The organism is Mesorhizobium cantuariense (assembly GCF_042647205.1).
GTDB lineage: Bacteria > Pseudomonadota > Alphaproteobacteria > Rhizobiales > Rhizobiaceae > Mesorhizobium > Mesorhizobium cantuariense.
The window spans coordinates 3,525,856-3,551,555 of sequence record NZ_JBHRVD010000001.1 but is presented as its reverse complement, the minus strand read 5'-3'; the positions used below and the strand labels follow the sequence as shown (position 1 = coordinate 3,551,555).

The 25,700-nt window shown below is 62.4% G+C and carries 24 protein-coding genes; 11 read left to right on the top strand and 13 right to left on the bottom strand.

Going from position 1 to position 25,700, the window contains the following annotated elements:
* The first annotated feature begins 202 nt into the window (after window positions 1–202).
* Complete coding sequence (locus ACFOJ9_RS17115) at window positions 203–1,204, top strand: hypothetical protein (RefSeq protein WP_378980103.1); 1,002 nt, start codon at window positions 203–205, stop codon at window positions 1,202–1,204.
* A gap of 19 nt (window positions 1,205–1,223) precedes the next feature.
* Here ACFOJ9_RS17115 and ACFOJ9_RS17110 read toward each other — a convergent pair whose 3' ends face one another.
* Together ACFOJ9_RS17110 and ACFOJ9_RS17105 are read right to left on the bottom strand one after the other, a co-directional pair.
* Window positions 1,224–1,952, bottom strand: a complete 729-nt coding sequence (locus tag ACFOJ9_RS17110) for a GntR family transcriptional regulator (protein WP_378980101.1) — start codon at window positions 1,950–1,952, stop codon at window positions 1,224–1,226.
* An 8-nt stretch (window positions 1,953–1,960) separates the two neighbouring features.
* Window positions 1,961–3,241, bottom strand: a complete 1,281-nt coding sequence (locus ACFOJ9_RS17105) for a D-amino acid dehydrogenase (protein WP_378980099.1) — start codon at window positions 3,239–3,241, stop codon at window positions 1,961–1,963.
* Between the two features lie 221 nt (window positions 3,242–3,462).
* On the opposite strand from ACFOJ9_RS17105, the gene ACFOJ9_RS17100 reads away from it, so the two are divergent.
* The gene (locus ACFOJ9_RS17100) at window positions 3,463–4,251 is read left to right on the top strand and encodes a maleate cis-trans isomerase family protein (protein WP_378980098.1); all 789 of its coding nucleotides are present in this window, start codon (window positions 3,463–3,465) and stop codon (window positions 4,249–4,251) included.
* Window positions 4,252–4,285: 34 nt separating this feature from the next.
* Here ACFOJ9_RS17100 and ACFOJ9_RS17095 read toward each other — a convergent pair whose 3' ends face one another.
* From ACFOJ9_RS17095 to ACFOJ9_RS17065, 7 genes are all read right to left on the bottom strand, one after another.
* Window positions 4,286–5,077 (bottom strand): molybdopterin-binding protein, encoded by a 792-nt coding sequence (locus ACFOJ9_RS17095; protein ID WP_378980096.1) that lies wholly within the window; start codon window positions 5,075–5,077, stop codon window positions 4,286–4,288.
* A gap of 1 nt (window position 5,078) precedes the next feature.
* Window positions 5,079–5,960, bottom strand: coding sequence for a cytochrome b/b6 domain-containing protein (locus ACFOJ9_RS17090; protein ID WP_378980094.1), 882 nt, complete (start codon window positions 5,958–5,960; stop codon window positions 5,079–5,081).
* A gap of 98 nt (window positions 5,961–6,058) precedes the next feature.
* Window positions 6,059–6,736 carry a DUF1345 domain-containing protein gene (locus ACFOJ9_RS17085; protein ID WP_378980092.1) on the bottom strand — a complete coding sequence of 226 codons (678 nt, stop codon included), beginning with the start codon at window positions 6,734–6,736 and terminating at the stop codon, window positions 6,059–6,061.
* A 31-nt stretch (window positions 6,737–6,767) separates the two neighbouring features.
* Window positions 6,768–7,235: a YaiI/YqxD family protein gene (locus ACFOJ9_RS17080; RefSeq protein ID WP_378980091.1), complete on the bottom strand. Its 468-nt coding sequence runs from the start codon at window positions 7,233–7,235 to the stop codon at window positions 6,768–6,770.
* A 64-nt stretch (window positions 7,236–7,299) separates the two neighbouring features.
* Window positions 7,300–7,869 (bottom strand): S-(hydroxymethyl)glutathione synthase, encoded by a 570-nt coding sequence (gene gfa / locus ACFOJ9_RS17075; RefSeq protein WP_378980089.1) that lies wholly within the window; start codon window positions 7,867–7,869, stop codon window positions 7,300–7,302.
* Window positions 7,870–7,936: 67 nt separating this feature from the next.
* Entirely contained in the window at window positions 7,937–9,064 is a 1,128-nt protein-coding gene (locus ACFOJ9_RS17070) for an S-(hydroxymethyl)glutathione dehydrogenase/class III alcohol dehydrogenase (RefSeq protein WP_378980087.1), read from the bottom strand.
* A 98-nt stretch (window positions 9,065–9,162) separates the two neighbouring features.
* Window positions 9,163–9,714 carry an AAA family ATPase gene (locus tag ACFOJ9_RS17065; RefSeq protein ID WP_378980085.1) on the bottom strand — a complete coding sequence of 184 codons (552 nt, stop codon included), beginning with the start codon at window positions 9,712–9,714 and terminating at the stop codon, window positions 9,163–9,165.
* Between the two features lie 153 nt (window positions 9,715–9,867).
* Between ACFOJ9_RS17065 and ACFOJ9_RS17060 the strand changes: the two genes are divergently transcribed.
* From ACFOJ9_RS17060 to ACFOJ9_RS17045, 4 genes are all read left to right on the top strand, one after another.
* Window positions 9,868–11,880 carry an acetyl-CoA carboxylase biotin carboxylase subunit gene (locus ACFOJ9_RS17060; protein WP_378980083.1) on the top strand — a complete coding sequence of 671 codons (2,013 nt, stop codon included), beginning with the start codon at window positions 9,868–9,870 and terminating at the stop codon, window positions 11,878–11,880.
* A gap of 106 nt (window positions 11,881–11,986) precedes the next feature.
* Window positions 11,987–15,514 (top strand): DNA polymerase III subunit alpha, encoded by a 3,528-nt coding sequence (gene dnaE / locus ACFOJ9_RS17055; protein ID WP_378980081.1) that lies wholly within the window; start codon window positions 11,987–11,989, stop codon window positions 15,512–15,514.
* A 253-nt stretch (window positions 15,515–15,767) separates the two neighbouring features.
* Window positions 15,768–16,166, top strand: a complete 399-nt coding sequence (locus tag ACFOJ9_RS17050) for a nuclear transport factor 2 family protein (protein WP_378980079.1) — start codon at window positions 15,768–15,770, stop codon at window positions 16,164–16,166.
* A 57-nt stretch (window positions 16,167–16,223) separates the two neighbouring features.
* Window positions 16,224–17,027, top strand: a complete 804-nt coding sequence (locus ACFOJ9_RS17045; protein ID WP_378980077.1) for a potassium channel family protein — start codon at window positions 16,224–16,226, stop codon at window positions 17,025–17,027.
* A gap of 12 nt (window positions 17,028–17,039) precedes the next feature.
* Here ACFOJ9_RS17045 and ACFOJ9_RS17040 read toward each other — a convergent pair whose 3' ends face one another.
* On the bottom strand, window positions 17,040–17,921 hold the full coding sequence (locus tag ACFOJ9_RS17040; RefSeq protein WP_378980074.1) for a DMT family transporter: 882 nt from the start codon (window positions 17,919–17,921) through the stop codon (window positions 17,040–17,042).
* A gap of 200 nt (window positions 17,922–18,121) precedes the next feature.
* On the opposite strand from ACFOJ9_RS17040, the gene ACFOJ9_RS17035 reads away from it, so the two are divergent.
* Window positions 18,122–18,628: a hypothetical protein gene (locus tag ACFOJ9_RS17035; RefSeq protein WP_378980072.1), complete on the top strand. Its 507-nt coding sequence runs from the start codon at window positions 18,122–18,124 to the stop codon at window positions 18,626–18,628.
* Window positions 18,629–18,632: 4 nt separating this feature from the next.
* Here the strand turns inward: ACFOJ9_RS17035 and ACFOJ9_RS17030 are convergent, their stop codons facing one another.
* Window positions 18,633–19,961, bottom strand: a complete 1,329-nt coding sequence (locus tag ACFOJ9_RS17030) for a DNA polymerase IV (protein ID WP_378980071.1) — start codon at window positions 19,959–19,961, stop codon at window positions 18,633–18,635.
* 65 nt (window positions 19,962–20,026) lie between these two features.
* Here ACFOJ9_RS17030 and ACFOJ9_RS17025 point away from each other — a divergent pair, with 65 nt between their 5' ends.
* Window positions 20,027–20,602 carry a GNAT family N-acetyltransferase gene (locus tag ACFOJ9_RS17025; protein WP_378980069.1) on the top strand — a complete coding sequence of 192 codons (576 nt, stop codon included), beginning with the start codon at window positions 20,027–20,029 and terminating at the stop codon, window positions 20,600–20,602.
* Between the two features lie 102 nt (window positions 20,603–20,704).
* Window positions 20,705–22,237 (top strand): hypothetical protein, encoded by a 1,533-nt coding sequence (locus ACFOJ9_RS17020; protein WP_378980068.1) that lies wholly within the window; start codon window positions 20,705–20,707, stop codon window positions 22,235–22,237.
* 9 nt (window positions 22,238–22,246) lie between these two features.
* Here the strand turns inward: ACFOJ9_RS17020 and ACFOJ9_RS17015 are convergent, their stop codons facing one another.
* Window positions 22,247–22,900 (bottom strand): hypothetical protein, encoded by a 654-nt coding sequence (locus ACFOJ9_RS17015; protein WP_378980066.1) that lies wholly within the window; start codon window positions 22,898–22,900, stop codon window positions 22,247–22,249.
* The gene (locus ACFOJ9_RS17010; RefSeq protein WP_056582159.1) at window positions 22,897–23,196 is read right to left on the bottom strand and encodes a DUF3572 domain-containing protein; all 300 of its coding nucleotides are present in this window, start codon (window positions 23,194–23,196) and stop codon (window positions 22,897–22,899) included. Before ACFOJ9_RS17010 ends, ACFOJ9_RS17015 begins: the two co-directional genes overlap by 4 nt.
* Before the next feature lie 244 nt (window positions 23,197–23,440).
* On the opposite strand from ACFOJ9_RS17010, the gene ACFOJ9_RS17005 reads away from it, so the two are divergent.
* Together ACFOJ9_RS17005 and ACFOJ9_RS17000 are read left to right on the top strand one after the other, a co-directional pair.
* Window positions 23,441–23,812: a response regulator gene (locus ACFOJ9_RS17005; RefSeq protein WP_013531932.1), complete on the top strand. Its 372-nt coding sequence runs from the start codon at window positions 23,441–23,443 to the stop codon at window positions 23,810–23,812.
* 33 nt (window positions 23,813–23,845) lie between these two features.
* Window positions 23,846–25,219, top strand: a complete 1,374-nt coding sequence (locus ACFOJ9_RS17000; RefSeq protein ID WP_109671486.1) for a PleD family two-component system response regulator — start codon at window positions 23,846–23,848, stop codon at window positions 25,217–25,219.
* Window positions 25,220–25,700 lie beyond the last annotated feature (481 nt).

Below are 25,700 nucleotides of genomic sequence, written 5' to 3'. Positions count from 1 at the left end.
CGTCGACGACACATTGTCACCTGCCAGCGACAGCTTTGATGCATGTCGTTCTCCCAAAACCGCTGCACACTTTTGGGCGACATGCATTGGCTGACAAGTCTTCGCTAACCACGCCGTTTGCCGGTTTTTCAAGACACTGCTGATATGTTGGCAGGGATGACGCTTTGGGGCCGGCATTGCCGGCAGCGGAGGGGGACGACAAATGGGCGAATTGATCATGAGCGCGCCGGTGGCCGGGCTGACCTCGAAAAGCCGTATCGCCGCGGAGGACGTGGCGATGTTGCGCCATGAGGTGTTCGGCGATGGCGTGGTGACGCGCGGCGAGGCCGAGGCACTGTTCGCGCTCGACGCCACGGCCAAGGACAAATGCCAGGAATGGCCGCCTTTCTTCATCGAGGCGGTCACAGACTACATCGTTCACCAGGAAAAGCCGTCGGGCTATATCTCGCAGGACAATGCCGACTGGCTGATCCGCACGATTTCGCGCGACGGCATGGTCGACAGCCGTACCGAACTCGAATTGCTGGTCCACGTGCTGGAAAAGGCGAAATCGTCGCCGGGCCAGCTTTGCGTCTATGCGCTGGAGCAAGTGGCGCATGCCGTTGTCGACGGCAAGGGGCCGCTGATGCTCGGCGGTGCGCTGGTTCCCGGGCTGATCGCCAAGGCGGAGGTCGAGCTGCTGCGCCGTATCCTCCATGCCCATGGCGGCGACGGCAACATCGCCATCACGCGCGCCGAGGCCGAGGTGCTGTTCAAGATCAATGAGCGGACCGCTCAAGGACACAACGATCCGTCCTGGAACGATCTGTTCGTCAAGGCGATCGCCAATTTCGTCATGTGCTCGGCCGGTTACGAGGCGCCGACGCGCGATGTGGCGCTGCGCCGGGATGCCTTCCTCGAACATGCCGATCCGGAAATCGGCGGCTTCTTCAGCCGCATGATCTCCGGCGGCCTTGCCGGCATTATGGAAGCCTATCGGTCTCCAGGCGATATCGAGGCCGAGTGGGAAGCCAAGAACAGGGCAACCGAAGCCCTGGCTCGCCGCGCCGAGACGATCGATGCCGGCGAAGCCGGCTGGCTGATCGAGCACATCGGCGCGGACCGGCCTCTGTACGAGAACGAACGCGCGCTGCTGACGCTGATCAAGCACGCTTCGCCGGAAATCCACCCGGCGCTGAGGCCGCTGCTCGACAAGGTCGCCTGACCGGTAAAGCGTTGCCTGATCAGACCTGGCCTACATCAATGTATATCCGGGCCAGGCCTTCCCGAACGGTCGACATGGCATCGGCGACACTGATGGTGATGTGGTCATGCATGAGCCTGGCGGCGCTGTCGGCATCGCGGGCCACCATGGCCCGGGCAATCTCGCTGTGTTCGGTGTAGGTCGTCGACAGTCGCCGGTGCTTCTCCACTTCGATCTTGCGGACGAAGTGGATGCGCGTATTGATGCCTTCGAGCATGCGCGCCAGTTCGGGATTGCCTGACAGTCTGGCGATGCGGATGTGAAATTCCTCGTCCCTGGCGGTCAGTTCGGCGCTGGAAAATGAGTCGGCGCGCGCCATGGTGAGCGTCCACCAGTCGACGAGCGCGGCGAGTTCTTCATTGGTCGCGCGCTGGATTGCCAGCCTGACGGAGCGCTCCTCGAGCACCGCCCGCACGTCGGAAAGATTGACGACCTCATCGACGTCGAAGCCGCGGCAAAAGAAGCCGCGATTGGTCTGGAAGGTGATGAGTTCCTCCGTGACCAGCCGCTGGAGAGCCTCCCGGATCGGGCTGCGGCTGACATTCAGCCTCGCGGCAAGCGCCACTTCGTTGATGCGTTCGTTCGGCTTGAAGCGATAGTCCATCGCCATGCGACGGATCTCTTCATAAACACGCGGGCCGGTCTTGACCGGCTTGGATGCCAACGCCGCATTGTTGTCCTGGTTGGTTTGCCTGGTGGGTCGAAGCATGGCGTCAGTCAAGCCTTTGCGGCACTTGGTTCGGCGAACCGCGCCTGTTTGGGAAGGATACCATCGAGGGCGATTGGTGCGGCCCGGCCGGCGATCAGATCGGCGACGATGCGGGCCGATCCATGCGCCATGGTCCAGCCGATATGGCCGTGGCCGGTGTTCAGCCAGAGGTTTCGGATGTTGCGCAGGCCGAGGATTGGCAGATTGTCGGGCGTCATTGGTCTCAGACAGGCCCGCATCTCGGCGCGATTGTAGGCGATACCGCGCGGGAACAGTTCCTGCGTGACGCGCTTCATGAATGCGAAATCCGAAGGCTTGTGGCTGCGGTCATAGCCCGCGAATTCCGCGGTGGCGGTGACGCGGATGCGATCGCCCATCGGCGTGATGGCAACGAGGTTGTGCTCGTCGATAACGGGAAGTTTTGGAGCCAGGGCCTGGTCCACGATGGGAATGGTCAGGGAATATCCCTTGATCGGATAGATCGGCAGACCAAGGCCGATCTTGCGGGCGAGGATCGGGCTTTCCGCGCCCAGACAGAGAACGTAGGCGTCGGCCAAGACCTCTCCCTTGTCGGTCACGACCCGGGTGATCGCGTCGTTCCTGCGTTCTATCCCGATGATCCTGGTGTCTGTCAGGATCTTGCCGCCCCTCGTTTCGACGATGGCCGCCAGCGCGCGCGTGAACTTGGCGGCGTCGCCGGTTTCGTCGGTCGGACACAATATGCCGCCGGCAATGCTGTCGCGTGACGAAGCCAGCGCCGGCTCGCGGTGAACGATTTCCTGCGCGTCGACAATGCGGATCTCCTGGCCGTCGGCCTCCAGCAGGCGCATGTTGGCGACGCCCTTGTCGAGCGCCTGGCGGCTGCGGTGGAAGTAAAGAATGCCGGCCGAGGTCCTGTCGTATTGTATCGCTTCCTCCGTGACGACTGCCTGAAGGACCGATTGGGAATGGACCGCAAGCCGATGTTTGAGGAGGGTGTTGCGACGCGCCCTGGCGGCCGTGCATTCCCTGAGGAAGCGCAGCGACCAGGTGTAGAGATGCGGGTCGGCGGAGAGTTTGAAACGAAGCGCCTGGTCTTTCTGGAACAGCGATTTCAGCAGGATTTTCGGGGCGGCTGGCGACGACCAGACGAAGGAGTGACCGGGCGCGATCATGCCGGCATTTGCCCAGCTCGCGCCCTCGGCCACCTGCGGTGCCTGCTCGAGGACGGTGACCGCGTGGCCATCCTTTTGCAACTGATAGGCAGTGGTGATCCCGACCACGCCCCCGCCCAAGATCAATACGCGCATAGCCGTCCCAAATGGCTGTCGTTCTATTGTCGACAATTCAATAGGAAGACACCGATCTTTGTCAACGGCGTACGGGCCGGCGACTGACGAGAGATCTACTCAACCCCATAATTCAGGCGTTTCCGACTTTCTGAAATCTGCACGGAGCCCTTGACAGTTTCGGCAATGTTGCCGTTTCTATTGTCGACAATTCTGATTGGCATCAGGAAGGGGACTGCACCATGGACGCCCCGGTTAAGCGCGCCGACAACACGCTTGTCCTCGACAGGGAACACATTCCCTTCAAGACCGACGACGGTATCGGCACCCGCGCCAATCTCGGCCTGCTCGTGCTGCGGACCGACCAGACCATCGAGGATGAATTCCGCTATGCGCTGCCCGCGCGCGACATCGCGCTGTACGAGGCTCGTCTTTACAGCGATGTCGAGATCACGCCGGAAAACCTGATGAAGATGTCGGCCGTGATCCCCGCAACGGTCGGCCTTTTGCCCGACGTCAAGTTCGATGTGATCGGCTTTGCCTGCACGTCGGGAGCGCTTGTCATCGGCGAGGACAAGGTTGCCGCGCGCATTCACGAGGTGCTGCCGGGCGTGCAAGTGACCAACCCGGTGACGGCGGCGCGGGCGGCGCTGAAGGCCCTGGGCGTCTCGCGGATCGCGCTGCTCACCCCTTATCTGGCGAAAATCAATCATTCCCTGCGTGCATCGCTGATGGCGCGGGGGATGGATATTCCGGTCATGGGCTCCTTCAATGAGGCGGACGACAATGTCGTCGCACGCATCACGCCGGCATCGGTCAAGCAGGCCATCCTGGAAATCGGCGCGTCGAGCGACTGTGAGGCCGTGTTCGTTTCCTGCACCAGCATGCGCGTTGCCCGGATCATCGAGGAGGTCGAGAAGGAATTGGGGAAACCGGTCACGTCGAGCAACCATGCACTTGCCTGGCATATGCTGCGGCTTGGCGGCATTGGCGAGCGGATTGCGGGAAAGGGCGAGCTGTTTCGCCGCTAGTCATCTTAGAGGCGCGGTGTTTACGGTGTGCGGTTCAGATCCCGCCGTACCAGTCGTAGCCATTGTCTTCCCAATAGCCGCCCCTGCCGCCGCCGACAGTGGCGAAGCCGTCGACCAGCTCGATCTTGTAGAGATATTTCGGCATCTTGTAGCCGAGCTGGCGCTCGACGCGGACACGCAGTGGCGCGCCGTTCTCGACCGGCAGCGGCTTGCCGTTCAGGCCATAGGCAAGGATCGTCTGCGGGTGACGGGCATCGATCAGGTCGATGCTGCCATAATATTTGATGTCACCGGAGAGACTGCGGTCGATCGTGTCGAGGCAATGGAACATGACGTAGCGCGCCTGCGGCTTGACCACCGCCTGGTCGAGCACCAGCGACAGCGGCGTGCCGGTCCATTTGGCGATGCAGCTCCAGCCTTCGACGCAGTCATGGCGGGTGATCTGCGTGCGGCTCGGCATGTTCTGAAGCTGCTCGCGGCTGAGCGACAGCGGCTTTTCGACCAGGCCTGAAACTTCCAGCCGCCAGTCGGCGAAGTTGTTGGCGAGCAAGCCTTTGTAGACGTCGTCATCCGGAGCGGTGACACCGTTCGGCCGCTGCGGCTGGCGGATGTCTCCCTCGGAGAATTCCGGCGCCAGCGCATCGCGCCCGGCAAGCAGGCGTTGCGCCCGGTATGTCAGGCCATTGGCGTTTTCGAGGAAACTGCGCAGGCCGCTGCCAACGCTTAGCTGGCTGTCGAAAGCGTCGCAGCCCGACAGCATGATGCCGGAGGCGCCGAGGCTGGCACCGGTCAGGAATTTGCGGCGGCTGATCTCAAACTTCGCCATGTCACGCACTCCTCTCGACGGGTTTGTCGTCCTGTGCGGGAGGATCGATGCGATACCAGCCGGTGATGATCGAGCGCAGCTCGTTGATCGGGCCGGCGGCCAGGATCATCAGGATATGGACGACGAAGAAGGCGACCAGCAGCACCATGACGGTGAAATGGATGGTGCGTGCCGTCTGCCGACCACCGAGCAGATCGTTGAGGAACGGCAGTACCGCGTTCATGCTTGGCGACATTGCCAGGCCGGTGATGATCATCAGTGGCAGCAGCACGAACAGCACGCCGCCATAGGCCATTTTCTGCAGCGTGTTGTATTCCCGCCTGTGGTGGAATCTGAGCTTTGCGTGGTCGATGATGTCTTGCCGCAGCCGCTTGAGATCATCGAGGCGTGGCGCGAGATCGCGGCGCAGATGGCCATTCACAATGCTGGCGACCAGCCAGACGATCAAGGTCGTGGTCAGTATCCAGGCAAAGAAGAAATGGATCACGCGGGCGGTGCCGAGATCATAGTAGGACGGGATCGTCGCCCAGGACGGAAAGGCGCGGGACGTCTCCTGGCCTGCCGGCCCCGACCAGCCGAGCACCCCTGTGGTGTCGAAGCGATGTCCGAAGATTTCGGTGTAGCCGCGTGGCCCGGCGTTGGTGTTCTCGGCGCCGATGGCGAAGATGGTGTTGTTGTAGTCGAAACCAGACTCCTTGCCGATATAGAGCTGCGGACGGGCATTGAAGATCTGCAGGCCGGACAGCAGCATGAAGAACAGCGAGATGGCCCAGAGCCAATGCGTCAGCCGCGTCCAGCGCGACTGCCTGTAGATCAGCGTTTTGTCTCTCGACGCGAGGGCGTCCGGCCCGGCTGCGGCTTGGCTTCTGGCAACAGATTCCATCTTGTCTCGTCTCCTGGCCCTGGCGACCTGGCCTGCGCGCTCATTGTCCTCCTGATACGTCGCGATCCAAACCAATGTTTCATCCGATCACGGATTTATTATGGAGCGCCGAGGCTGACGGCGAGATTGACGGCCGCGGCGACGATGACCGTGTTGAAGAAAAACGACAGGATCGAATGGACAAGCACGACACGACGCATGTGCGTCGTCGAGATGTTGGTGTCGGCGGTCTGCGCCGTCATGCCGATAACCGTCGAGAAATAGAGGAAATCCCAACCTTCCGGCCGTTTGTCGCCCGGAAACAGCAGTCCCCCGACCGGGATCTTCTTCTTGGTCTCGGCGTCGACCGCATCGCCGTCCATCCAGTAGACATGGGCATAATGCAGCGCTGCCATGGCATGGATTGTGAACCAGCCGAGTGGGATCGACAGCAGTGCGAAGCCGAGCTCTATGGGGTGGGCGCTGTCTTTCTGGTTGATCAGCTGAAACAGCGAAAAGGTGGCAACGCCGACGACGACAAGCGTCACGGCGAAAATAACCAGCACCGGCTGGTCGGTGGCACGCGCATTCTTGCTCAGATACCTGCCGGTGAACTTCGGCATCTGGGCGACGACGAGAATGACGTAGGCGGCAAAGAATGCGTTGGCGCCGATCGAATAAGCGAGCGAGGCATGCAGCAGCAATGCCACGAGGAGCGCAAAAACGCCAACGCAGGCCGACACCGCGAACAGCATGTGGCGCTGAATGGGAGACTTTATCGGGGTTTCGGCAGCCATGTCGGTTCCAACCTTGGATGGCGCTCGGTTTCTAGTCCGGTGTGGCGGATTTCAGGGCGCGCCGCAAGATGCGGTCGAGTTCGCCGAGAAACCGCGAGCGGTCCTGCGGGGCGAAGCTGGCATTGTAACCCTTGCTTTCGCCTGTCTCGCGCAAATGCTGTTTCAGATCGCGCATCGCCACCGCCATGCCGATCGTTTCCGGCGTGAACGGACGTCCGGTCGGCCCAAGCACATGGGCGCCAAGCGCCACCGCGCGGGCGGCCAGCGGAATGTCCGCGGTGATCACAATGTCGTTGCTCCGTGCATTGTCGACGATCCAGTCGTCGGCGGCATCGGCGCCCTTGGAGACCACGACATTGCGGATCATCGGATCGCGGGACGGCCGCAGGCCGCCATTGGAGACGTAGGTGACGACGACACTATGGCGCTCGGCGACTTTTTCGACCTCGGCCTTGACCGGGCAGGCGTCGGCGTCGACGAGAATGGCGGGTGAGGGCATTGTCTCTCCAGAACGAGCAGGGGCCGGAAACGTGTCCGGCCCCAAACCTGAAATTTCACGACTGTCAGGCCGGCAAGGCGCCGGACTTCTTCGCGGTCCAGGTGGCGATATAGTCCATCAGGCCGGGATTGAGGCAGTCATAGGGCTCCAGCCCGATTGTCTTCAGCTGCGCACGGATGCCGTCCATGCGCTTGGGATCGACGCCGGATTCGATGATCGACGAGACAAAGGCGGTAAAGCCCGGCGGCGACCAGCCATCCTCCTCGAAGCGCTCGGGATGGATGAAGGACAGGCCCTTGAACGGATGGTCGCGCTCGACCGGCCCGTGCATGTGGACACCGCAGCCGGTGCAGGCATGGCGCAGGATCAGCGCTGAGGGGTCGACCACCTTGAGCTTGTCGCCATTCTCGGTGACGGTGACGTCGCCGGTGCCGGCCACGGCAACGACCGAGAACACCGCGCCTTCGGGCTTCCAGCATTTGGTGCAGCCGCAGGCATGGTTGTGGGCGATCTGGCCCTTGACCTTCACCTTCACCGGCTTGCTGGTGCAGGCGCAGACCAGCGTGCCGCCGGAAAAGCTGGCGCTTTCCCTGGGCAAGCCATTGTCGATCTTCGGATGCAGTTTCTCCGCCATTCTTTTCTCCTCCCAGTTGTGAACCACAGAGGTCGCAGGCCGGTTGGTCGGCGGCTTGTGGTCTTCCTCAGTAAACCACGACACTTCGGATCGACTTGCCCTCATGCATGAGGTCAAACCCCTTGTTGATATCCTCGAGCTTCAACGTGTGGGTGATCATCGGGTCGATCTGGATCTTGCCGTCCATGTACCAGTCGACGATCTTCGGCACATCGGTGCGGCCACGTGCGCCGCCGAAAGCGGTGCCCATCCAGGTGCGCCCGGTGACCAGCTGGAACGGCCGCGTCGAGATCTCCTGGCCAGCACCCGCCACGCCGATGACGACCGACTTGCCCCAGCCGCGATGCGAGGCTTCCAGCGCCTGACGCATGACCTTGGTGCTGCCCGTGCAGTCGAAGGTGTAATCGGCGCCGCCGATCTGGTCGGCACCGCGCTTGGTCATGTTGACCAGGTGGGGGACGACATCGCCGTCGATCTCCTTCGGATTGACGAAATGCGTCATGCCGAACTTTTCGCCCCATTCCTTCTTGTCGTTGTTCAGATCGACGCCGATGATCATGTCGGCGCCGGCAAGTTTCAGGCCCTGGATAACGTTGAGGCCGATGCCGCCAAGGCCGAAGACGACCGCGGTGGCGCCTTGCTCGACCTTGGCGGTGTTGATGACAGCACCGATGCCGGTGGTGACGCCGCAGCCGATGTAGCAGATCTTGTCGAAGGGCGCGTCGGGATTGACCTTGGCCAGCGCGATCTCGGGCAGCACGGTGAAGTTGGAGAAGGTCGAGCAGCCCATGTAGTGGAAGATCTTGTCCTTGCCGATCGAGAAGCGCGACGAACCATCCGGCATCAGGCCCTGGCCCTGCGTCGCGCGGATCGCCGTGCACAGATTGGTCTTGCGCGACAGGCAAGACGGGCACTGCCGGCATTCGGGCGTATAGAGCGGGATGACGTGATCACCCTTCTTGACCGAGGTGACGCCCTTGCCGATATCGACGACGACGCCGGCGCCTTCATGGCCGAGGATGGCCGGAAACAGGCCTTCGGGATCGGCGCCAGACAGCGTGAATTCGTCGGTGTGGCAGATGCCGGTCGCCTTGATCTCGACCAGCACCTCGCCCTCGCGCGGACCGTCGAGGTCGACCTCCATGATCTCCAGCGGCTTTCCGGCGGCGACAGCGACTGCGGCGCGGGTTTTCATCGAGCAAATCCTCCCAAGGCGATTGGTCTAGGCTTTCAGGATTTTTATACCGTTTCAACCCGGTTTGGCGACCAAAGTTGGCGCAAATCTTCCAGCATTCAACCGGCCCAGCCGGCCTCGCGCAAGATCGTCTGAGCAAGTTCCGCCGGTCCTCTGTCGTCGGCGGCAATGCACAGCAAGCCGTCGCGATTTTCGTCCGCCATGCGGCGCGCCTGGCGCAGTGTGCGCTGCAACTGATCCCCGGCGCCGGATCCGACCTCGCGCCGAGCCAGGCGTTCGGTCAGCGTCTTCTCCGAAGCCTGCAGGCGCACGACGGTGATTTCGGCCTCGGGTATCGCCGCCAGGATCCAGCGGCGGTCGAAGCTCGGATGCATCATGACGCCGGACATGATCAGCCGCGAATGCCCGAGCGCGCGATAGGTCGACCAGATCGCCGCCAGATTGATGGCGCTCACATCGGTCGTGCCGGGCCGCAGCCTGTCCAGATCCTCGGCGGCTGGCCGGGGATAGACGCGGTCGAGTTCGTCGGTTTCGATGATTGCATGGGCTATCCGCGCAGCGCTGAGGCTGGCGCCGATCTCCCAGCAGAGCGTGGATTTTCCGATTCCAGCAGGACCGGTGATCAAAAGGATATGCACGATATTCTGCATGCGGCGGTTTTCCTGTGGCGGCGACTTAGCCTTCGTCGAGCGGCATCCATCTGGCAAGGCAGAAACCGGAGGATCGCCACTCGGCGGTACAGTGCTTGAGCCCACGTGCCGAAGCCCATAAGAAGGACGAAAGACCTGAGGGAAACGCCTTTGATGTTCACTAAGATCCTGATCGCCAACCGCGGCGAGATCGCTTGCCGCGTCATCAGGACGGCGCGCAGGATGGGCATCGCCACGGTCGCCGTCTATTCCGATGCCGATCGCGATGCCGTGCATGTCGAGATGGCCGACGAGGCGGTGCATATCGGGCCTTCGCCCGCGGCGCAGAGCTATCTCGTGCCCGAAAAGATCATCGCTGCTTGCAAGGAGACGGGTGCGCAGGCTGTGCATCCCGGTTATGGCTTCTTGTCCGAGCGGGCGGCCTTTTGTGAGGCGCTGGAAGCGGAAGGCATCATCTTCATCGGCCCGAAGCCCAAGGCCATCAAGGCGATGGGCGACAAGATCGAATCGAAGAAGTTCGCCAACGCCGCCAAGGTTTCCACCGTGCCCGGCTGGCTCGGCGTCATCGAGAATGCCGACCATGCGGAAAAGATCGCCGGCGAGATCGGCTATCCCGTGATGATCAAGGCTTCCGCCGGCGGCGGCGGCAAGGGCATGCGCATCGCCTGGGACCAGTCGGAAGTGCGCGACGGCTTCGATCGGGCGCGATCGGAAGCCAAGAGCTCGTTCGGTGATGATCGCGTCTTTATCGAGAAATTCGTCGTCGATCCGCGCCATATCGAAATCCAGGTGCTGGCCGACGCGCATGGCAACGCGCTCTATCTCGGCGAGCGCGAATGCTCGATCCAGCGTCGCAACCAGAAGGTCGCCGAAGAGGCGCCGTCGCCCTTCCTTGATGCCGAGACACGCAAGGCCATGGGCGAGCAGTCGGTGGCGCTGGCCAGGGCCGTGGACTACCAGAGCGCCGGCACGGTCGAGTTCATCGTGGACAAGGACAAGAACTTCTATTTCCTTGAAATGAATACACGATTGCAGGTCGAGCATCCGGTGACGGAGCTCGTCACCGGCATCGATCTGGTCGAGCAGATGATCCGCGTGGCGGCCGGTGAAAAGCTCGCCCTGAAGCAGAGCGACGTCAAGCTGAACGGCTGGGCGGTGGAAAGCCGACTCTACGCCGAGGATCCATACCGCAATTTCCTGCCCTCGATCGGCCGGCTGACTCGCTACCGGCCGCCGGAGGAAGGACGGTTCGGCGATGTCGTGATCCGCAACGACACCGGCGTCACCGAAGGCTCCGAAATCTCGATGTTCTACGATCCGATGCTCGCCAAGCTGTGCACCTGGGCGCCGACGCGTCTGGAAGCCATCGACGCCATGTCGGAAGCGCTCGACAGCTTTGTCGTCGACGGCATCGAGCACAACATTCCGTTCCTGGCTGCCTTGATGCAGCATCCGCGCTGGCGGGATGGTCAGATATCGACCGGTTTCATCGCCGAGGAATACCCTGACGGCTTTGCCCCTGTCGTACCGAACGACGATGAGAAAGCCGTGCTGGCGTCGATCGCGACCGCGGTGGAACTGCTGCGCCGCGATCGGCTCGACCGGCTGGGCGGGCGGCTGGCGCCGCATTCTGGAGCGCTGAAGCGCGACTGGGTGGTGAAGATCGGCGATGACTATCTGTCGGCGTCGATCCTCGAAGGCATGATTTCCATTCCGATGGAAATCGATCTGTCGATCGAGGGCGGCAAGGCGCTGACGGTTGCCTCCGACTGGCGGCCGGGCGATCTGATCTGGCGCGGCACGGTGGGCAAGCGCAAGGTTACGGCTCAGATCAGGCCGGTTGCCAATGGCTTTCGCATTGCCTGGAAGGGCATGTCGGTGACCGCGCGCGCCATGCTGCCGCGCACCGCCGAGCTGGAAAGGCTGATGCCCGAAAAGATAGCGCCGGACACGTCGAAACTGCTGCTTTGTCCGATGCCTGGCCTTGTCGTGTCGATTGCCGTTGCCGAGGGTCAGGAGGTCAAGGTCGGCGAGACCCTGGCAGTGGTCGAAGCGATGAAGATGGAAAACGTGCTGCGCGCCGAACGCGACCTTGTCGTGTCGAAACTCAACGCCAAACCAGGCGACAGTTTGGCGGTGGATGCGGTGATCATGGAATTCGCGTAAGGCTAGCCGGCAGGCAGCCTGTGATCAGCAGTGGTTTTGTGCTGGACTGGCATCGCGCGGTCCCGGACAATACATCTCTTTCGACTCGGGACCTTTACGCAGCACCATGGCCGACGAAAAACTTCCCCGCGATCCCCTGAAGCGCGAAGCCGCGATAGCGGCTGCGCGTCCGGAGGCACCGGCGCGGCCCTTCGTCCATCTGCGCGTGCATTCGGCCTATTCGCTGCTGGAAGGCGCCTTGCAGATCGGCAAGGTGGTGGCTCACGCGGTCAAGGACGAAGCCCCGGCCATTGCCGTCACCGACACCAATAATCTGTTCGGCGCGCTTGAGTTCGCGCAGAAGGCGGTGAAGGACGGCATCCAGCCGATCATCGGCTGCCAGACTGCACTCGCCTTTTCCGGCGAAAACAGCGACGGCCAGCGCGATCGCAGGCGGCAAGGCCCTGACATGCGGCCAGTCGTCCTGCTCGCCGCGACCGAGGCCGGCTATTCCAATCTGGTCAGGTTGGTCAGCCGCGTCTACCTCGAAACGCCGCCAGGCGAGGCGGTCCACCTGACCACCGAAATGATGCAAGGTTATTGTGACGGGCTGATCTGCCTCAGTGGCGGGCCGCGCGGCCCGATCGGCATTGCGCTCAAGGAAGATCGCCGCGATCTGGCCGAGGCACGGCTTTTGACCCTCAAGGCGATGTTCGGCGATCGCCTCTATGTCGAGCTTGACCGGGTGTCCGGCTATGATCGCGTGATCGAGAAATCCTCGATCGATCTGGCTTATGCGCATGAACTGCCGCTGGTCGCCACCAACGAGGCGTTCTTCTCGGCCCGCGACGACTATGACGCGCATGACGCGCTGATCGCCATTGCCGAGGGTTCCGTCGTTGCCGTCGACAATCGTCGCCGGCTGTCGCCAGACAATTTCCTGCGCAGCCAGGCCGATATGGCCAGGCTGTTCGCCGACCTGCCGGAAGCGATCGACAACACTGTCGAGATCGCGCTGCGCTGTTCCTACTACCCGAAGAACCGCAACCCGATCCTGCCGCGCTTCACCGGCGGCGATGTCGCCGACAATGAAGCCGCCGTTCAGGCGGAAGCCGACGAACTGGCCCGCCAGGCGCATGAGGGGCTCGACGCGCGGCTGGCCGCGCATGGCCCGACATCAGGCTACACGGTCGAGCAGTATCGCGAGCGGTTGAATTTCGAGCTCGGCATCATCACCAAGATGAAGTTTCCCGGCTATTTCCTGATCGTTGCCGATTTCATCAAATGGGCGAAGGCACAGGGCATTCCGGTCGGGCCGGGGCGCGGTTCGGGCGCGGGGTCGCTGGTCGCCTATTCGACGACCATCACTGACATCGATCCGCTGCGCTTTTCGCTTCTGTTCGAACGCTTCCTCAACCCCGATCGCGTGTCGATGCCCGACTTCGACATCGACTTCTGCCAGGATCGCCGCGAGGAGGTCATCCGCTACGTCCAGCAGAAATACGGTCGCGACCAGGTTGGCCAGATCATCACCTTCGGTACCCTGCAGGCCCGCGCCGTGCTGCGCGACGTCGGCCGCGTGCTGCAGATGCCCTATGGCCAGGTCGACAAGCTCTCCAAGATGGTGCCGCAGAATCCGGCCAATCCGGTCAAGCTCGCCGACGCCATCGCCAATGAGCCGCGCTTTGCCGAAGAGGCCGAAAGGGAGCCGATCGTCCAAACGCTGCTCGACATGGCGCAGAAGCTGGAAGGCCTCTACCGCCACGCCTCGACGCACGCCGCCGGCATCGTCATCGGCGACCGGCCGCTGTCGGAACTGGTGCCGATGTACCGCGATCCGCGCTCGGACATGCCGGTCACCCAGTTCAACATGAAGTATGTCGAGCAGGCCGGACTGGTGAAGTTCGACTTCCTCGGCCTGAAGACGCTGACCGTGCTGGAGACGGCGGTTAAGCTGATCCGCCGGCGCGGTATCGAGATCGACCTGGCGACCATCCCGCTCGACGATCCCGACACCTATGCGATGCTGTCGCGCGGCGAGGTGGTCGGCGTGTTCCAAGTGGAAAGTGCCGGCATGCGCAAGGCGCTGATCGGCATGCGGCCCGATTGCATAGAGGACATCATCGCGCTGGTCGCGCTCTACCGGCCGGGACCGATGGAGAACATCCCGACCTACAACGCCCGCAAGCATGGCGAGGAGGAGATGGCGTCGATCCACCCCAAGATCGACCATCTGGTGAAGGAGACGCAAGGCGTCATCGTCTACCAGGAACAGGTGATGCAGATCGCGCAGGAGCTTTCCGGCTATTCGCTCGGCGAAGCCGATCTTTTGCGCCGTGCCATGGGCAAGAAGATCCGCGCCGAGATGGACAAGCAGCGCGAGCGCTTCGTCTCCGGCGCGGTCGAGCGTGGCGTCGGCAAGCCGCAAGCCGACTTCATTTTCGACCTGCTGGCCAAGTTCGCCGACTATGGTTTCAACAAGTCGCACGCCGCCGCTTATGCCGTGGTCTCGTACCAGACCGCCTATCTCAAGGCGCATTATCCGGTCGAGTTCCTGGCGGCGTCGATGACGCTCGACATGGGCAACACCGACAAGCTCGCCGACTTCCGCCAGGACGCGCTGCGTCTCGGCATCGAGGTTCTGGCGCCGTCGGTGATATCGAGCTTTCGGCCCTTCGAGGTCGGTGAGAACCGCATCTATTATTCGCTGGCCGCGCTCAAGGGTGTCGGCGACGCGGCGGTCGAGCACATCGTTGCCCAGCGTGGCGAAAAGCCGTTCAAGAGCCTCGCTGATTTCTGCGAGCGGGTCGATCCAAAGATCGTCGGCAAGCGCGTCTTCGAAAGCCTGATCATGGCCGGCGCGCTCGACTGCTTCGGCCACGATCGTGCCTCGATGATGGTAGGCGTCGAGCGGATGATGGGGCTGGCGTCGCTGGCGCAGCAGAATGCGGTCTCCGGCCAGCACGACATCTTCGGCGCCTCGCTCGGCGCCCAGTCGCAGGCGCTCAATCTGCCGGTGACGGAACCGTGGCTCGCCGCCGACCGGCTGCACCGCGAATTCCAGGTGGTCGGCTTCTATCTCTCGGCGCACCCGCTCGACGAGTACAAGGCGGCCCTGCAGAAGATGCGGGTGCAGACGTGGGCCGAGTTTTCGGCGGCCGTCAAGCGCGGTGCCGCCGCCGGCCGTCTTGCCGGCACGGTAACATCCAAGCAGGAGCGCAAGACGCGCACCGGCAACAAGATGGGCGTTATCGCCTTTTCCGATACATCCGGTCAGTACGAAGCCGTTCTGTTTTCGGAAGGACTGGCGCAGTATCGCGACCTGCTCGAGGCCGGCCGCTCCGTCGTTATCACCGTTGCGGCCGAGGACAGGCCGGAAGGCGTCAATTTGCGCATCAACTCGGTACAATCGCTGGAGGACGAGGCAAGCCGCATCCAGAAGGCCCTGCGCATTTTCGTGCGCAACGCCTCGCCGATCAACACACTGGCCGGCCAACTGGCTGTCAGGGGCGAGGGCCAGGTCAGCTTCGTGCTGATCAAGGAAGAAGGCGAGGGGGAAATCGAGATCGAGCTGCCTAACCGCTACCGGATTTCGCCTCAGATCGCCTCGGCGATGCGCGCGGTGCCGGGCGTGGTGGAAGTGGAGCTGGTGTAAGCTGTGCTGATATTCAGGCAAACGATGATCCGGACGGCAATCGGATAGACGTCGGCAAGCACATCACGGATTGAGACCCCCCCCGCTAGGCCTGGCACCCTGTCTGATAGGGTCAGGGTGCCTGCTGCGGTTGAAGTTGTTGTGGTTTGAACCACATGCATCGAGCACGCTCGAAATGAACTCGCCGTTTTCGAATTCGGCCCCAATCAGAGCCTCGGCGATGCAGCCGTGGGCCAGACAGGAATGCGCCATCATGCCCAGCCGCGAACGCGTTGAAGCTTTCCTCAAGGAAGTGGTCGAAGGCAGCCACGTCAAGGCGATCGCCGACTTCTACCATGACGATGCGACCATGCAGGAGAATCTCGGCGTCCCGCGTAAGGGCAGGGAAGCGCTGATGGCACGCGAGCAATCGGTTCTGGAACGGATCCAGAGGATGCATACGCATCCGGTCCAGATTTTTCTGGTCGACGGCGACAACGTCGCCATCCGTTGGACATTCGACAGGATCGACATGGACGGCGCCGTCCGGCGCCTGGAAGAGGTGGCGCTTCAGCAGTGGCGCGGTGACCGCATCGCCAAGGAGCAGTTCTTCTATGACACGGCCACCGCCTGGGGCCTTGTCGGACCCGACGGCACAGTGGTGCAAAGCTGAGGGCTCCCGCAACTTAAGCCACTGGACGGCCCTGGCTATGGACGCTACGCAATCGTTATGAAAGCGGCCGACAAGGACGGATTGCAGGAAAATTCGGCGATGACGCGGCTGCGCAACAGGCTGCGCAAGCTCTATCATGGGCGCACGCCGGCCGCTTTCCGGTTCCAACTGGTGGCTGTTGTCATCGACCTCGCCATCATCGCTTTCTTCATCGCGACGCCGGTTCTCCAGGACAAGCCGTCATTCCTCTGGCTCGACTATTCGGCGGCCGCTCTCGTCGCTGCAGACCTCGTTGCCCGGCTGCTTGCCTCCAACAACATGCTGCGGCTGATGAAGCAGCCGACGTCGTGGGTCGACGTCTTCATCCTTTTGACGCTGCTGATGCCGACGGCTCTCGCCAATCTCGCCTTTCTGCGCATTCTGCGGCTGTGGTCACTGTCGCGCAGCGGCTCACTCTGGCGGCATCTCGAGATGCGCGGCCTGAGGCCGTGGCGCGAGGCGAGCCACGCGGTCATCAACCTCTTGACCTTCCTGTTCGTCGTCACCGGTTTCGTCTACACCTTCTTCTTCCGCACCGGCGCCGGCCTGGAAAACTATATCGACGCGCTCTATTTCACCGTCGCCACGGTGACGACCACCGGTTTCGGCGACATCGTGCTGCCGGGCATGGCCGGCAAGCTGACGGCAATCGTCACCATGATCATCGGCATATCGCTGTTCGTCAGGCTGGCTCAGGCGATCTTCCGCCCGGCCAAGGTGTTCTTTCCCTGTCCGCAATGCGGGCTGCAGCGGCATGAACCGGATGCAGTGCATTGCAAGGCCTGCGGGCACGTTCTCAACATACCCGATGACGGGAACTGACCGGCGGTAGTGCTACGACGCAGCCACTTCAGCCGGCTTTATCGGCCTGCGCTGTAGGTTGAGCAGGTTGCCGGCCAGGATCAGCAGCGCGCCGCCGGCGGTAAAAGCATCGATCTGCTCCTGATAGAGCAACCAGCCGATCAGGGCCGACAGCGGCACGCGCAGGAAATCCATCGGCGAAATGACGGTCGCGTCGGCATAGCCAAGCGCGCGGGCCATGCAGAAATGCGAAGACATGCCGGTGAAGGCAATCAGCACAATCCATGGCCACAGCGCCAGCGGCGGGTTGCGCCACTCATAGAGCGCCGGAACGAGGCCGACCACCGACTGGATGATCAGCATCCAGAAGATGATGCGCACGACGCTATCCGTCCGGGTCAGCGACTTGACCGTGACCACCGAGATGCCGAAGCAGACTGCGGCACCGAGCACGACCAGATGCCCCGGATCGACCGAGCCGGCACCTGGGCGCACGATGATCGCCACGCCGATCAGCCCCAGCAGGATCGCTGCAAGCCTTGGCCGTGAGAGCCTTTCGCCAAGGAAAATCACCGCCAGGATAGCCGTCCAGATCGGTGTGGTGAATTCGATCGAGATCAGCACGGCCAGCGGGATCAGTGTCAGGGCGTAGAGCCAGGCCGCCTGGCCGCTATAGTGGATGATGTTGCGGGCGATATGGGCGACGGGGCGCTGCGTGCGCATGGCCGGAAAGCCGCCGCTCATCATCACCAGCGGCAGAAGGATGAAAAGGCCGATCACCGAGCGCAGTTCCAGCACCTGGAAGACGTTGAGTTCGGCTGTCGTGGCGCGGCCGGCGACCGACATCGCCAGGAACGAAGCGATCGACAGCGCCATCCAGAACGCGGCCTTGGGGATCGAGGGGGTAGGTGCCATTCGCGCTATGTCGCAGGCCAGAGCCTCTGCCGCAATCGCTAGCCGCTGCATTTGTCTGGGCCAGTCGCAATGACTGGATGTTGCAAAACGGTGATGTTGCGGGCGGAACCTGGAACGGCAAGGGGCGTTGAGTCCCGATAGTCAGCCGTGCTTGCTTTTGCGGACTGTCCTGCCTTTTCAAACCGACAAGGAGAGCTTCGATGAGATCATTCGCGCAATTCGCGCTTGCTAGCGTCCTGTTGGTTGCGGCAGGCGCGGCGCATGCCGACGAGACCAAATTTCTCCAGTCGTTCAAGGGCAATTTCGCCGGCAAAGGCACGGTCCAGGTAACCACGGATGTGCCGAACGTTGGTGTATCTTGCAGATTCAAGTCGAACGCGACCTCAACTTCGCTCTCGCTGGATGGCAATTGCCGCGGTCTCGTTGTGGTGTCGCGGGCCATCAGTGCCAATTTGAAGATCACAGGCGCAAAATACAGCGGCGTCTATGTCGGGTCTCGTACCGGGCCGGCGCAACTCAACGGCAGCCGCTCGGGCAACGCGATCAATCTCGGCATCCGCTGGGCCAAGGAGGTCAATGGTGACCGCAAGGCGCAGATGACGGTCGAGAAGAGAGGCGAGAACGGCATCCGGCTGACCGTCATCGACACCGACCCGAAAACCGGCAAGAACGTGGTGACGAGCCGTATCGATTTGACGCGAACCTGATCGCTCAGTCTTCCAGCGGCTCAGGGGGGGTGGCTTCGCGCCCCTTGCCGAAGGTGTAGCCGGTTTCAACCGCCTTGCGGCCGAACTTATCGCGCAGGGCATCGATGGCGCCTTCGGCCATGGCGCGCTTGCGCGACTGGACGTCGACCAGATCGGGCGGGTCGGCCTTGTCGTCGTCAGAGAGGTCGCTGACGCCGATGCCGAGCAGCCGATATTTGGTGCCATCGGTTTCCTTGCGCAGAAGCTCCACCCCGGTTTGAAAGATGCGGTCGGCGAGCCGGGTCGGGTCGCCGAGCTGGCGATTGCGCGTGCGCAGCCTGAAATCCTGGGTCTTCAGCTTCAGCACCACGGTGCGCCCGGCAATGCCCGATTTCTTCAGCCGCGCCGAGACCTTTTCCGAAAGCCCCCTTAGCACCGCCACCAACTCTTCCAGCGACGCGATGTCGGTGTCGAAGGTGGTTTCGGCCGATACGCTCTTGGCGTCCTGGTCGGGATCGACGCGGCGAACGTCTTCACCACGCGAAAGGTGGTAGAGCCGGTCGCCCATCGTGCCGTAGCGGCGCATCAGGTCGCCGCGGTCCATCTGCTGCAGCTGGCCGATGGTGCGGATACCGTCGCGTTCCAGCGTGGCGTTGAACGCCTTGCCGACGCCCCAGATCATGGTCACCGGTTGCGCCGCCAGGAAGCCGACCGCCTCGGCTTCGCCGATGACCGAAAAGCCTCGCGGCTTGCGGAAGTCCGACGCTATCTTGGCCAGGAACTTGCAGTAGGACAGGCCGGCCGAAACGGTGATGCCGATCTCCTTCTCGACCGTCAGCGCAAAGCGCGCCAGGACCACCGCCGGCGGCAGGCCGTGCAGCCGTTCGGTGCCGGCGAGGTCAAGAAACGCCTCGTCGATCGAGAGCGGTTCGACCAGCGGCGTCAGCGCCTGCATCATGGCGCGCACCTCGCGGCCGACGCGCACGTATTTTTCCATGTTGGGGCTGATGACCACCGCCTCGGGGCAGGCTTCGAGCGCCTTGAACATCGGCATTGCCGAGCGTACGCCCTGGATGCGGGCAATGTAGCATGCGGTGGAGACAACGCCGCGCTTGCCGCCGCCGATGATCAGCGGCTTGTCCTTGAGCGCCGGATTGTCGCGCTTTTCGATCGCCGCATAGAAGGCGTCACAATCGATATGGGCCAGGTGCAGCCGGTAAAGCTCGGGATGACGCGCAAGCCGGGGGCTGCCGCAGCGCTCGCAGCGGCGCGTCTCACCGCGCTGAAACGTCAGGCAGTCGCGGCAAAAACCGTGATCGGGATTGTTGACAGAGGCCGCCATCGCTGCGAACATAAAGAGAACAGAAGCAATGGTACGACAGTGCAAGGCCAGCGACAAGGCTAGCCTGGGGAGAACGCATGAGCACGACCATAGCGCCGCTTGCGCCCGAGCTTTGGGCTGATTTCGAGGACCTCTTCGGCAAGCAGGGCGCCTGCTATGGCTGCTGGTGCACGCATTTTCGGCTGGCTCCGGCGATGCGTCGCGAGAGCAGCCGGGAACGAAACAAGGACCACATCAAGGCGCGCATCGAAGCCGGCCCGCCGCCGGGTCTGCTGGCATTCGAGGATGGTCAGGCGGTCGGCTGGATGCAGATCGGACCACGCGCCGACGTGCCCGAATGGAACAATCAGGGCAGGGGGTCGGCACCGGTCGATCCTGCCGACGCCACAGATCCGGCCGTCTGGGCAATCTCCTGCTTCTTCATCCGCAGCAAGGCGCGCGGCAGGGGCGTCACGCATCGCCTCGTCGAAGGCGGCATCGATTTCGCCCGCAAGAACGGAGCCCGGCTGCTCGAGGCGTGCCCGATAGACCTGTCTCGCGATTCGCGCTCTATTGGCCTGTTCGTCGGCTCGTCGCGGGTCTTCGAGAAGGCTGGTTTCGAGCGGCTCGTGGAACGCAAGGCGGGCCGGCCGTTGATGCGGCTCGTGCTTTGATTGAGATTGTCCGCTTGGGTGGTCTTGTTGATCTCACCTTGCGGTTGTGGTGGTAATTTCATACCAGACTGACGTTCCTTCTAGGTCAAACGGAGAATTCGCGTGAACCGTACCCTGCCATTCGTTTTCCTCCTTGCGTTGAGCGCGCCTGCATTCGGCCAGACCGTCGACAGCCAGGGTGCGAAGCAATTGTCCGACGACCTGTCCCGCTATGTCGGCAAGCAGGCGATCGACAAAGGCATCCTGAAGGTTTCGCTCGAAGGCGGCGCCTACAAGATCCTGTTTGATTTCAAGGCACTTGCCGCGTCATTCCCGGACCAGAAGCTGCTGAAGTTCGATTTTGCGCCCTATGCCTTGATGGTGAAGCCGCGCAGCGACGGGTCCTGGGATGTCTCGATGGATTTTTCGCAGAGCGCCTCCTTCGAGTTCAACGGGCCGGAGGGGCTGCAAAGCACGCAGTTTTCGATCAAGGACGGCAAGGGCTCGGGCGTCTACGACCCCAATCTGGCGGCCTTCACCAGCGGTACCAGCTCGATGGCGGGCATGACGATGGCATCGAAGGATGCCAAGCAGCACATGGAAGCCAGCACTGGTGCCGGCACGGCGACCATTGCCGCGACCAAGTCCGCGACCGGCGGCGTCGATTTCACGACCTCGCAAAAGGTGTCGAGTTTTGTCGAAGCGATCAATTTCGACGATCCAGAGAGCGGGCTGAAATTCCCGGTCACCGTCAGGTCGCCGGAACTGTCGGTCGAAGCCAGCGGCAAGGGCGTGCGGACAAAGCCGTTGCTCGAGCTCCTGGCATTTGGCGTGGCCAATGAAGACGAGGCGACGCTGAAGGCCAACCAGGCGCAGCTCAAATCGCTTCTGCTTGCCGCCTTGCCGCTTTGGGAGCGTGTCGAGGGAACCTACGGCTTCAAGGATTTCGCGGTGGAAAGTCCGGTCGGCAATTTCGGCGCCACGCAACTCAGCACTGCGTTCGGCACCGACGGCGTCGCCCAGAATGGCAAAATCACCTATGGCATCAAGGCGTCGGGGTTGACCGTGCCGCTACAGCTTGTGCCGAGCTGGAGTGTCGCGCTGCTGCCCACCGATATCGACCTGAACTTCGGCGGCGCCAACATCGATCTCGACAGCATGGCGAAGAAGGCGATCGAAGCCTTTGATCTCAATCAGGATCCGCCGCTGTCGGCCGAGTTCGGCGAGCAGCTCAAAGCCGACTTCATGGCCAAGACGCCGAAGGTCGTGCTCGGCCATAGCACTGTGAAGAACAAGGACACGGAGATCGCGCTGGAAGGCGAGATGACGTTCCCCGGCGAAAAGCCCGAAGGAAACGTGACGGTCGATGTCACCGGCTTCGACAAGCTTGTCGAAGGCCTGCAGGAGGCGGCAAAGTCGGAACCGGAGGTGGCGCAATATGTGCCTGTCGCCCTCATGGCGAAAGGTTTTGGCAAGACGCTGCCCGATGGCCGGTTGGAATGGGTCGTCAACGCCAAGGCCGATGGTTCGGTTACCGTCAACGGCGTCATGCTGAAGCCCGCCGATCCGGCGGACGACAGCGTGGATGATGGTGACGGCGGGGACGATGACAGCGGAGACGATAGCGGCGGAGCAGGCGCGAAACTGAACCCTTGAGGGCGGGCTTTAGAGCCCCAGCGCCACTGCAATTTTCGGCGCGGCTTCATGCCAGTCCTGGATGACGACGATGTCGTCGGGCACCGGCGGCAGGAACGCACGCAGCGAATTGTCGGCCATCAGGTGGATGAGTTCGGCATCGGCGACCGATTCCCGCACCGACGCCAGATTGTGCGGCTGATCGTCGACGAAGACCACCGGCCTGGCGGCCTTGCCGCGAAGTTTGGCCACTGCCGGTCCCTTGGCCATTTCAGTGGTCAGAAGCGGGTAGCTCAGCCCGAGGGCATCGAGATGGGCGCGACGCACGGCACGGTGTCTGTGCGGCATGGCCGTCAGCAAGATGACTTCCGCGCGGTCGCCAAGCCCTGCCAGGGCCTCTGCCGAGCCATCCGTGATGCTCTGCCAATCGGCTTGCGCGTCAAAGAAATCGCCTAGGAGTGCCGTGACTTCGGGCTGTTCGATCAGCCGGCCGCTGGCCGTCTCGGCAATATTGCCGGTCAGCCGGAAGGAGGCCAGCGTCAGACCATAGCCACGCGCCTTGAGGAAGTTCGGAAACGGGCGGATGAATTCGAGCACGACGTCGTCGACGTCGAGCACCAGCAGCGGCCGGTCGTCGGCCGCAAGTTCCGCGATCTGGCGCGCGGTTTCGGGATCATCGCTCATATGGAATGCTCGTGGTTGTCGTCGCCCAGCGGCAGCGCCCGCAAGGCCTTGCCGACAGCAGCCGGCGGCGTGCCGGTTTCCTCGGCAAAGCGCATCAGTGTCGGCTCGTGGGCGAGAATGAACTGCAGGACACCGGCCAGGAACCCCGGCTCGCTGGCGGCTTTGCGGATCGAATGGGCCTCTATGCCGGTGATTGCGAGAAAGCGCGGCAACAGCTCCGGATCGGAGGCGACGAAGCCCAAGGCCTTCACGGCAATCGATTCCGCTTCTTCGCGCATTGACGCTGCGTTTGCCATCACTACCTTCGGTGTGTGGAATGAGTCTCTCCCGCAGTAATGGCAAGAGTTGCTTGCGGCAAGCCATTAGAGCGTGGCGCGCCCTTTGGACGCGCTGGGGGCGAGGTGGAGTTTGCGCAGTTTTCCAGCCGCGGATTTCCGTTTCGTCAATCATATTGCCGTAAAGGAAGCAGGGTTTGGTGCGTTCAAACATGGGCGCATGACGGTCGCCTTCGAGCGGAAGGACGACCGGGACGGGATATCGATGCCGAAGAAGGTCATGATCGTCGAGGACAATGAGCTCAACATGAAGCTCTTTCGGGACCTCATCGAGGCAAGCGGTTACGAGACCGTGCGCACCCGCAACGGTCTGGAAGCGCTCGATCTGGCGCGCCAGCACCGGCCGGATCTCATCTTGATGGACATCCAACTGCCTGAAGTGTCGGGGCTGGAGGTGACCAAATGGCTGAAGGAGGACGACGAGCTGCACGTCATCCCGGTCATCGCGGTGACCGCCTTCGCAATGAAGGGCGACGAGGAACGCATCCGCCAGGGTGGCTGCGAGGCCTATATTTCGAAGCCGATCTCGGTGCCGCGTTTCATCGAAACCATCAAATCCTATCTGGGCGATGCGTGATGTATCCTTCCAGCCGAGCCGGAGCCTTGTGAAATGACTGCGCGGATCCTCGTCGTCGACGACATCCCTGCCAATGTGCGGCTGCTGGAAGTCCGGCTGCTGGCCGAATATTTCGAGGTGCTGACCGCCACCAACGGGCCGGATGCGATCGAAACCTGCGAGAACGGCAAGGTCGATGTCGTACTGCTCGACGTGATGATGCCTGACATGGACGGCTTCGAGGTCTGTCGGCGGCTGAAAAGCGATCCCGCGACATCGCACATTCCGGTGGTGATGATTACCGCGCTCGACCAGGTTTCCGACCGGGTACGCGGGCTCGAGGCCGGCGCCGACGACTTCCTGACCAAGCCGGTCAACGACCTGCAGCTGATGACGCGCGTCAAGAGCCTGGTCCGCCTGAAGTCGCTGACCGACGAGTTGCGGCTGCGCGCTTCGACGACGCGCAACATCGGCATCGAAGAGCTTTTGAGCCGCAATTTCGCGTCCGAGGACACGACGCCGAAAGTGCTTTTGATCGACGAGCGTAAATCATCCGTCGAGCGCATCCAGAAGATGCTGCGCGACCGCGCCGACCTCGATGTCTCCAGCGATCCGCATGCCGGTTTCTTCCAGGCCGCCGAGACGTCGTATGAATGCGTGATGATCTCGACGGCATTCGCCGATTTCGATCCGCTGAGGCTCTGTTCGCAGTTGCGCTCGCTGGATCGCACCCGCTTTGTGCCGATCATTCTTTTGGCGGAGGAGGGCGAGGAGGAACGCATCATCCGCGGCCTCGAGCTCGGCATCAACGACTATCTGATGCGGCCGATCGACCAGCAGGAACTGACGGCGCGGCTGCGTACACAGGTGCGCCGCAAGCGCTACAACGACCAGCTGCGCGCCAGCGTCACCCAGACCATCGAAATGGCGGTGACCGACGGCCTGACCGGACTGCACAACCGCCGCTATCTCGACAGCCATCTGCAGACGCTGTTCGATCGCGCCGTGGCACGGCGCCGGCCGTTGTCGGTGATGATCACCGATCTCGACCGCTTCAAGGCGATCAACGACGCGCACGGCCATGATGGCGGCGACGAGGTGTTGCGGGAATTTGCGCGACGGCTGCGCAAGAATGTCAGGGGTATCGACCTTGCCTGCCGTTTCGGTGGCGAGGAGTTCGTCGTGGTGATGCCGGACACCGAAGGCGCGGTGGCCGAGAAGGTGGCCGAGCGCATTCGCGCCGAAATTGCCCAAGCGCCTTTTGCCATCGGCCAGGACGGCAAGACGATCGAAGTCACCGTCAGCGTCGGCGTGTCGTCGGTGCTGAAGGGCGTGGATACGGTGGCGGCGCTGATGAAGCGTGCCGACCTCGCGCTCTACGAAGCCAAGAGCGGCGGCCGCAATCGCGTCGTCGCCAAGGCGGCGTAACTGGTCCAGCCCCGATTATCCAGTCAACCCGACAGGGTTACCCGTTTACCTTAATCCAAGCGATTCGCGAGCCTTGGTTAAGAAACTGTTGATTTTCATAAGCTCTTGCGCAAGTGTGCAGGCCAAGACGAAGCCGGCACGAGGATAGACAGCCGGCTCCGATCCCCAGAATACCCCATGATGCTCAGGTCCGCCGCATCTCCTGGGTCCGTGGGGTCGGCCGGCCGGCGCTGGCACATAGTGGCCTCCTCGTACCGCTGCCAAACGCCGACCGGCCCCCTTTCGCTCAAAATGACATCAGGACTCTGTGCCAAGCCCCGGAAGTAATGGGGCTTTTTCATGCGCGGAAAACCCGAATAGCGCCCACTAGATTGTGTCGTCTTCGGCCGCAGCTTGTGCCCTGCCACATCGCCATGCGGTGGGTCTCCTGACAGTCGATTGACAGGAGTTTCCATCTGTGCAGAAATTGGTTGGACCATTG

Excerpts from the sequence above, each read along its gene's own strand:
- ACFOJ9_RS17000 (WP_109671486.1), top strand. The coding sequence starts at position 23,846 with ATGACTGCGCGGATCCTCGTCGTCGACGACATCCCTGCCAATGTGCGG.
- ACFOJ9_RS17100 (WP_378980098.1), top strand. The coding sequence starts at position 3,463 with ATGGACGCCCCGGTTAAGCGCGCCGACAACACGCTTGTCCTCGACAGG.
- ACFOJ9_RS17040 (WP_378980074.1), bottom strand. The coding sequence starts at position 17,921 with ATGGCACCTACCCCCTCGATCCCCAAGGCCGCGTTCTGGATGGCGCTG.
- ACFOJ9_RS17095 (WP_378980096.1), bottom strand. The coding sequence starts at position 5,077 with ATGGCGAAGTTTGAGATCAGCCGCCGCAAATTCCTGACCGGTGCCAGC.
- ACFOJ9_RS17050 (WP_378980079.1), top strand. The coding sequence starts at position 15,768 with ATGCCCAGCCGCGAACGCGTTGAAGCTTTCCTCAAGGAAGTGGTCGAA.
- ACFOJ9_RS17060 (WP_378980083.1), top strand. The coding sequence starts at position 9,868 with ATGTTCACTAAGATCCTGATCGCCAACCGCGGCGAGATCGCTTGCCGC.
- gfa (WP_378980089.1), bottom strand. The coding sequence starts at position 7,869 with ATGGCGGAGAAACTGCATCCGAAGATCGACAATGGCTTGCCCAGGGAA.
- ACFOJ9_RS17085 (WP_378980092.1), bottom strand. The coding sequence starts at position 6,736 with ATGGCTGCCGAAACCCCGATAAAGTCTCCCATTCAGCGCCACATGCTG.
- ACFOJ9_RS17105 (WP_378980099.1), bottom strand. The coding sequence starts at position 3,241 with ATGCGCGTATTGATCTTGGGCGGGGGCGTGGTCGGGATCACCACTGCC.
- ACFOJ9_RS17010 (WP_056582159.1), bottom strand. The coding sequence starts at position 23,196 with ATGGCAAACGCAGCGTCAATGCGCGAAGAAGCGGAATCGATTGCCGTG.
- ACFOJ9_RS17005 (WP_013531932.1), top strand. The coding sequence starts at position 23,441 with ATGCCGAAGAAGGTCATGATCGTCGAGGACAATGAGCTCAACATGAAG.
- ACFOJ9_RS17080 (WP_378980091.1), bottom strand. The coding sequence starts at position 7,235 with ATGCCCTCACCCGCCATTCTCGTCGACGCCGACGCCTGCCCGGTCAAG.
- ACFOJ9_RS17070 (WP_378980087.1), bottom strand. The coding sequence starts at position 9,064 with ATGAAAACCCGCGCCGCAGTCGCTGTCGCCGCCGGAAAGCCGCTGGAG.
- ACFOJ9_RS17045 (WP_378980077.1), top strand. The coding sequence starts at position 16,224 with ATGAAAGCGGCCGACAAGGACGGATTGCAGGAAAATTCGGCGATGACG.
- ACFOJ9_RS17115 (WP_378980103.1), top strand. The coding sequence starts at position 203 with ATGGGCGAATTGATCATGAGCGCGCCGGTGGCCGGGCTGACCTCGAAA.
- ACFOJ9_RS17025 (WP_378980069.1), top strand. The coding sequence starts at position 20,027 with ATGAGCACGACCATAGCGCCGCTTGCGCCCGAGCTTTGGGCTGATTTC.
- ACFOJ9_RS17090 (WP_378980094.1), bottom strand. The coding sequence starts at position 5,960 with ATGGAATCTGTTGCCAGAAGCCAAGCCGCAGCCGGGCCGGACGCCCTC.
- ACFOJ9_RS17015 (WP_378980066.1), bottom strand. The coding sequence starts at position 22,900 with ATGAGCGATGATCCCGAAACCGCGCGCCAGATCGCGGAACTTGCGGCC.
- ACFOJ9_RS17065 (WP_378980085.1), bottom strand. The coding sequence starts at position 9,714 with ATGCAGAATATCGTGCATATCCTTTTGATCACCGGTCCTGCTGGAATC.
- ACFOJ9_RS17110 (WP_378980101.1), bottom strand. The coding sequence starts at position 1,952 with ATGCTTCGACCCACCAGGCAAACCAACCAGGACAACAATGCGGCGTTG.
- dnaE (WP_378980081.1), top strand. The coding sequence starts at position 11,987 with ATGGCCGACGAAAAACTTCCCCGCGATCCCCTGAAGCGCGAAGCCGCG.
- ACFOJ9_RS17030 (WP_378980071.1), bottom strand. The coding sequence starts at position 19,961 with ATGTTCGCAGCGATGGCGGCCTCTGTCAACAATCCCGATCACGGTTTT.
- ACFOJ9_RS17035 (WP_378980072.1), top strand. The coding sequence starts at position 18,122 with ATGAGATCATTCGCGCAATTCGCGCTTGCTAGCGTCCTGTTGGTTGCG.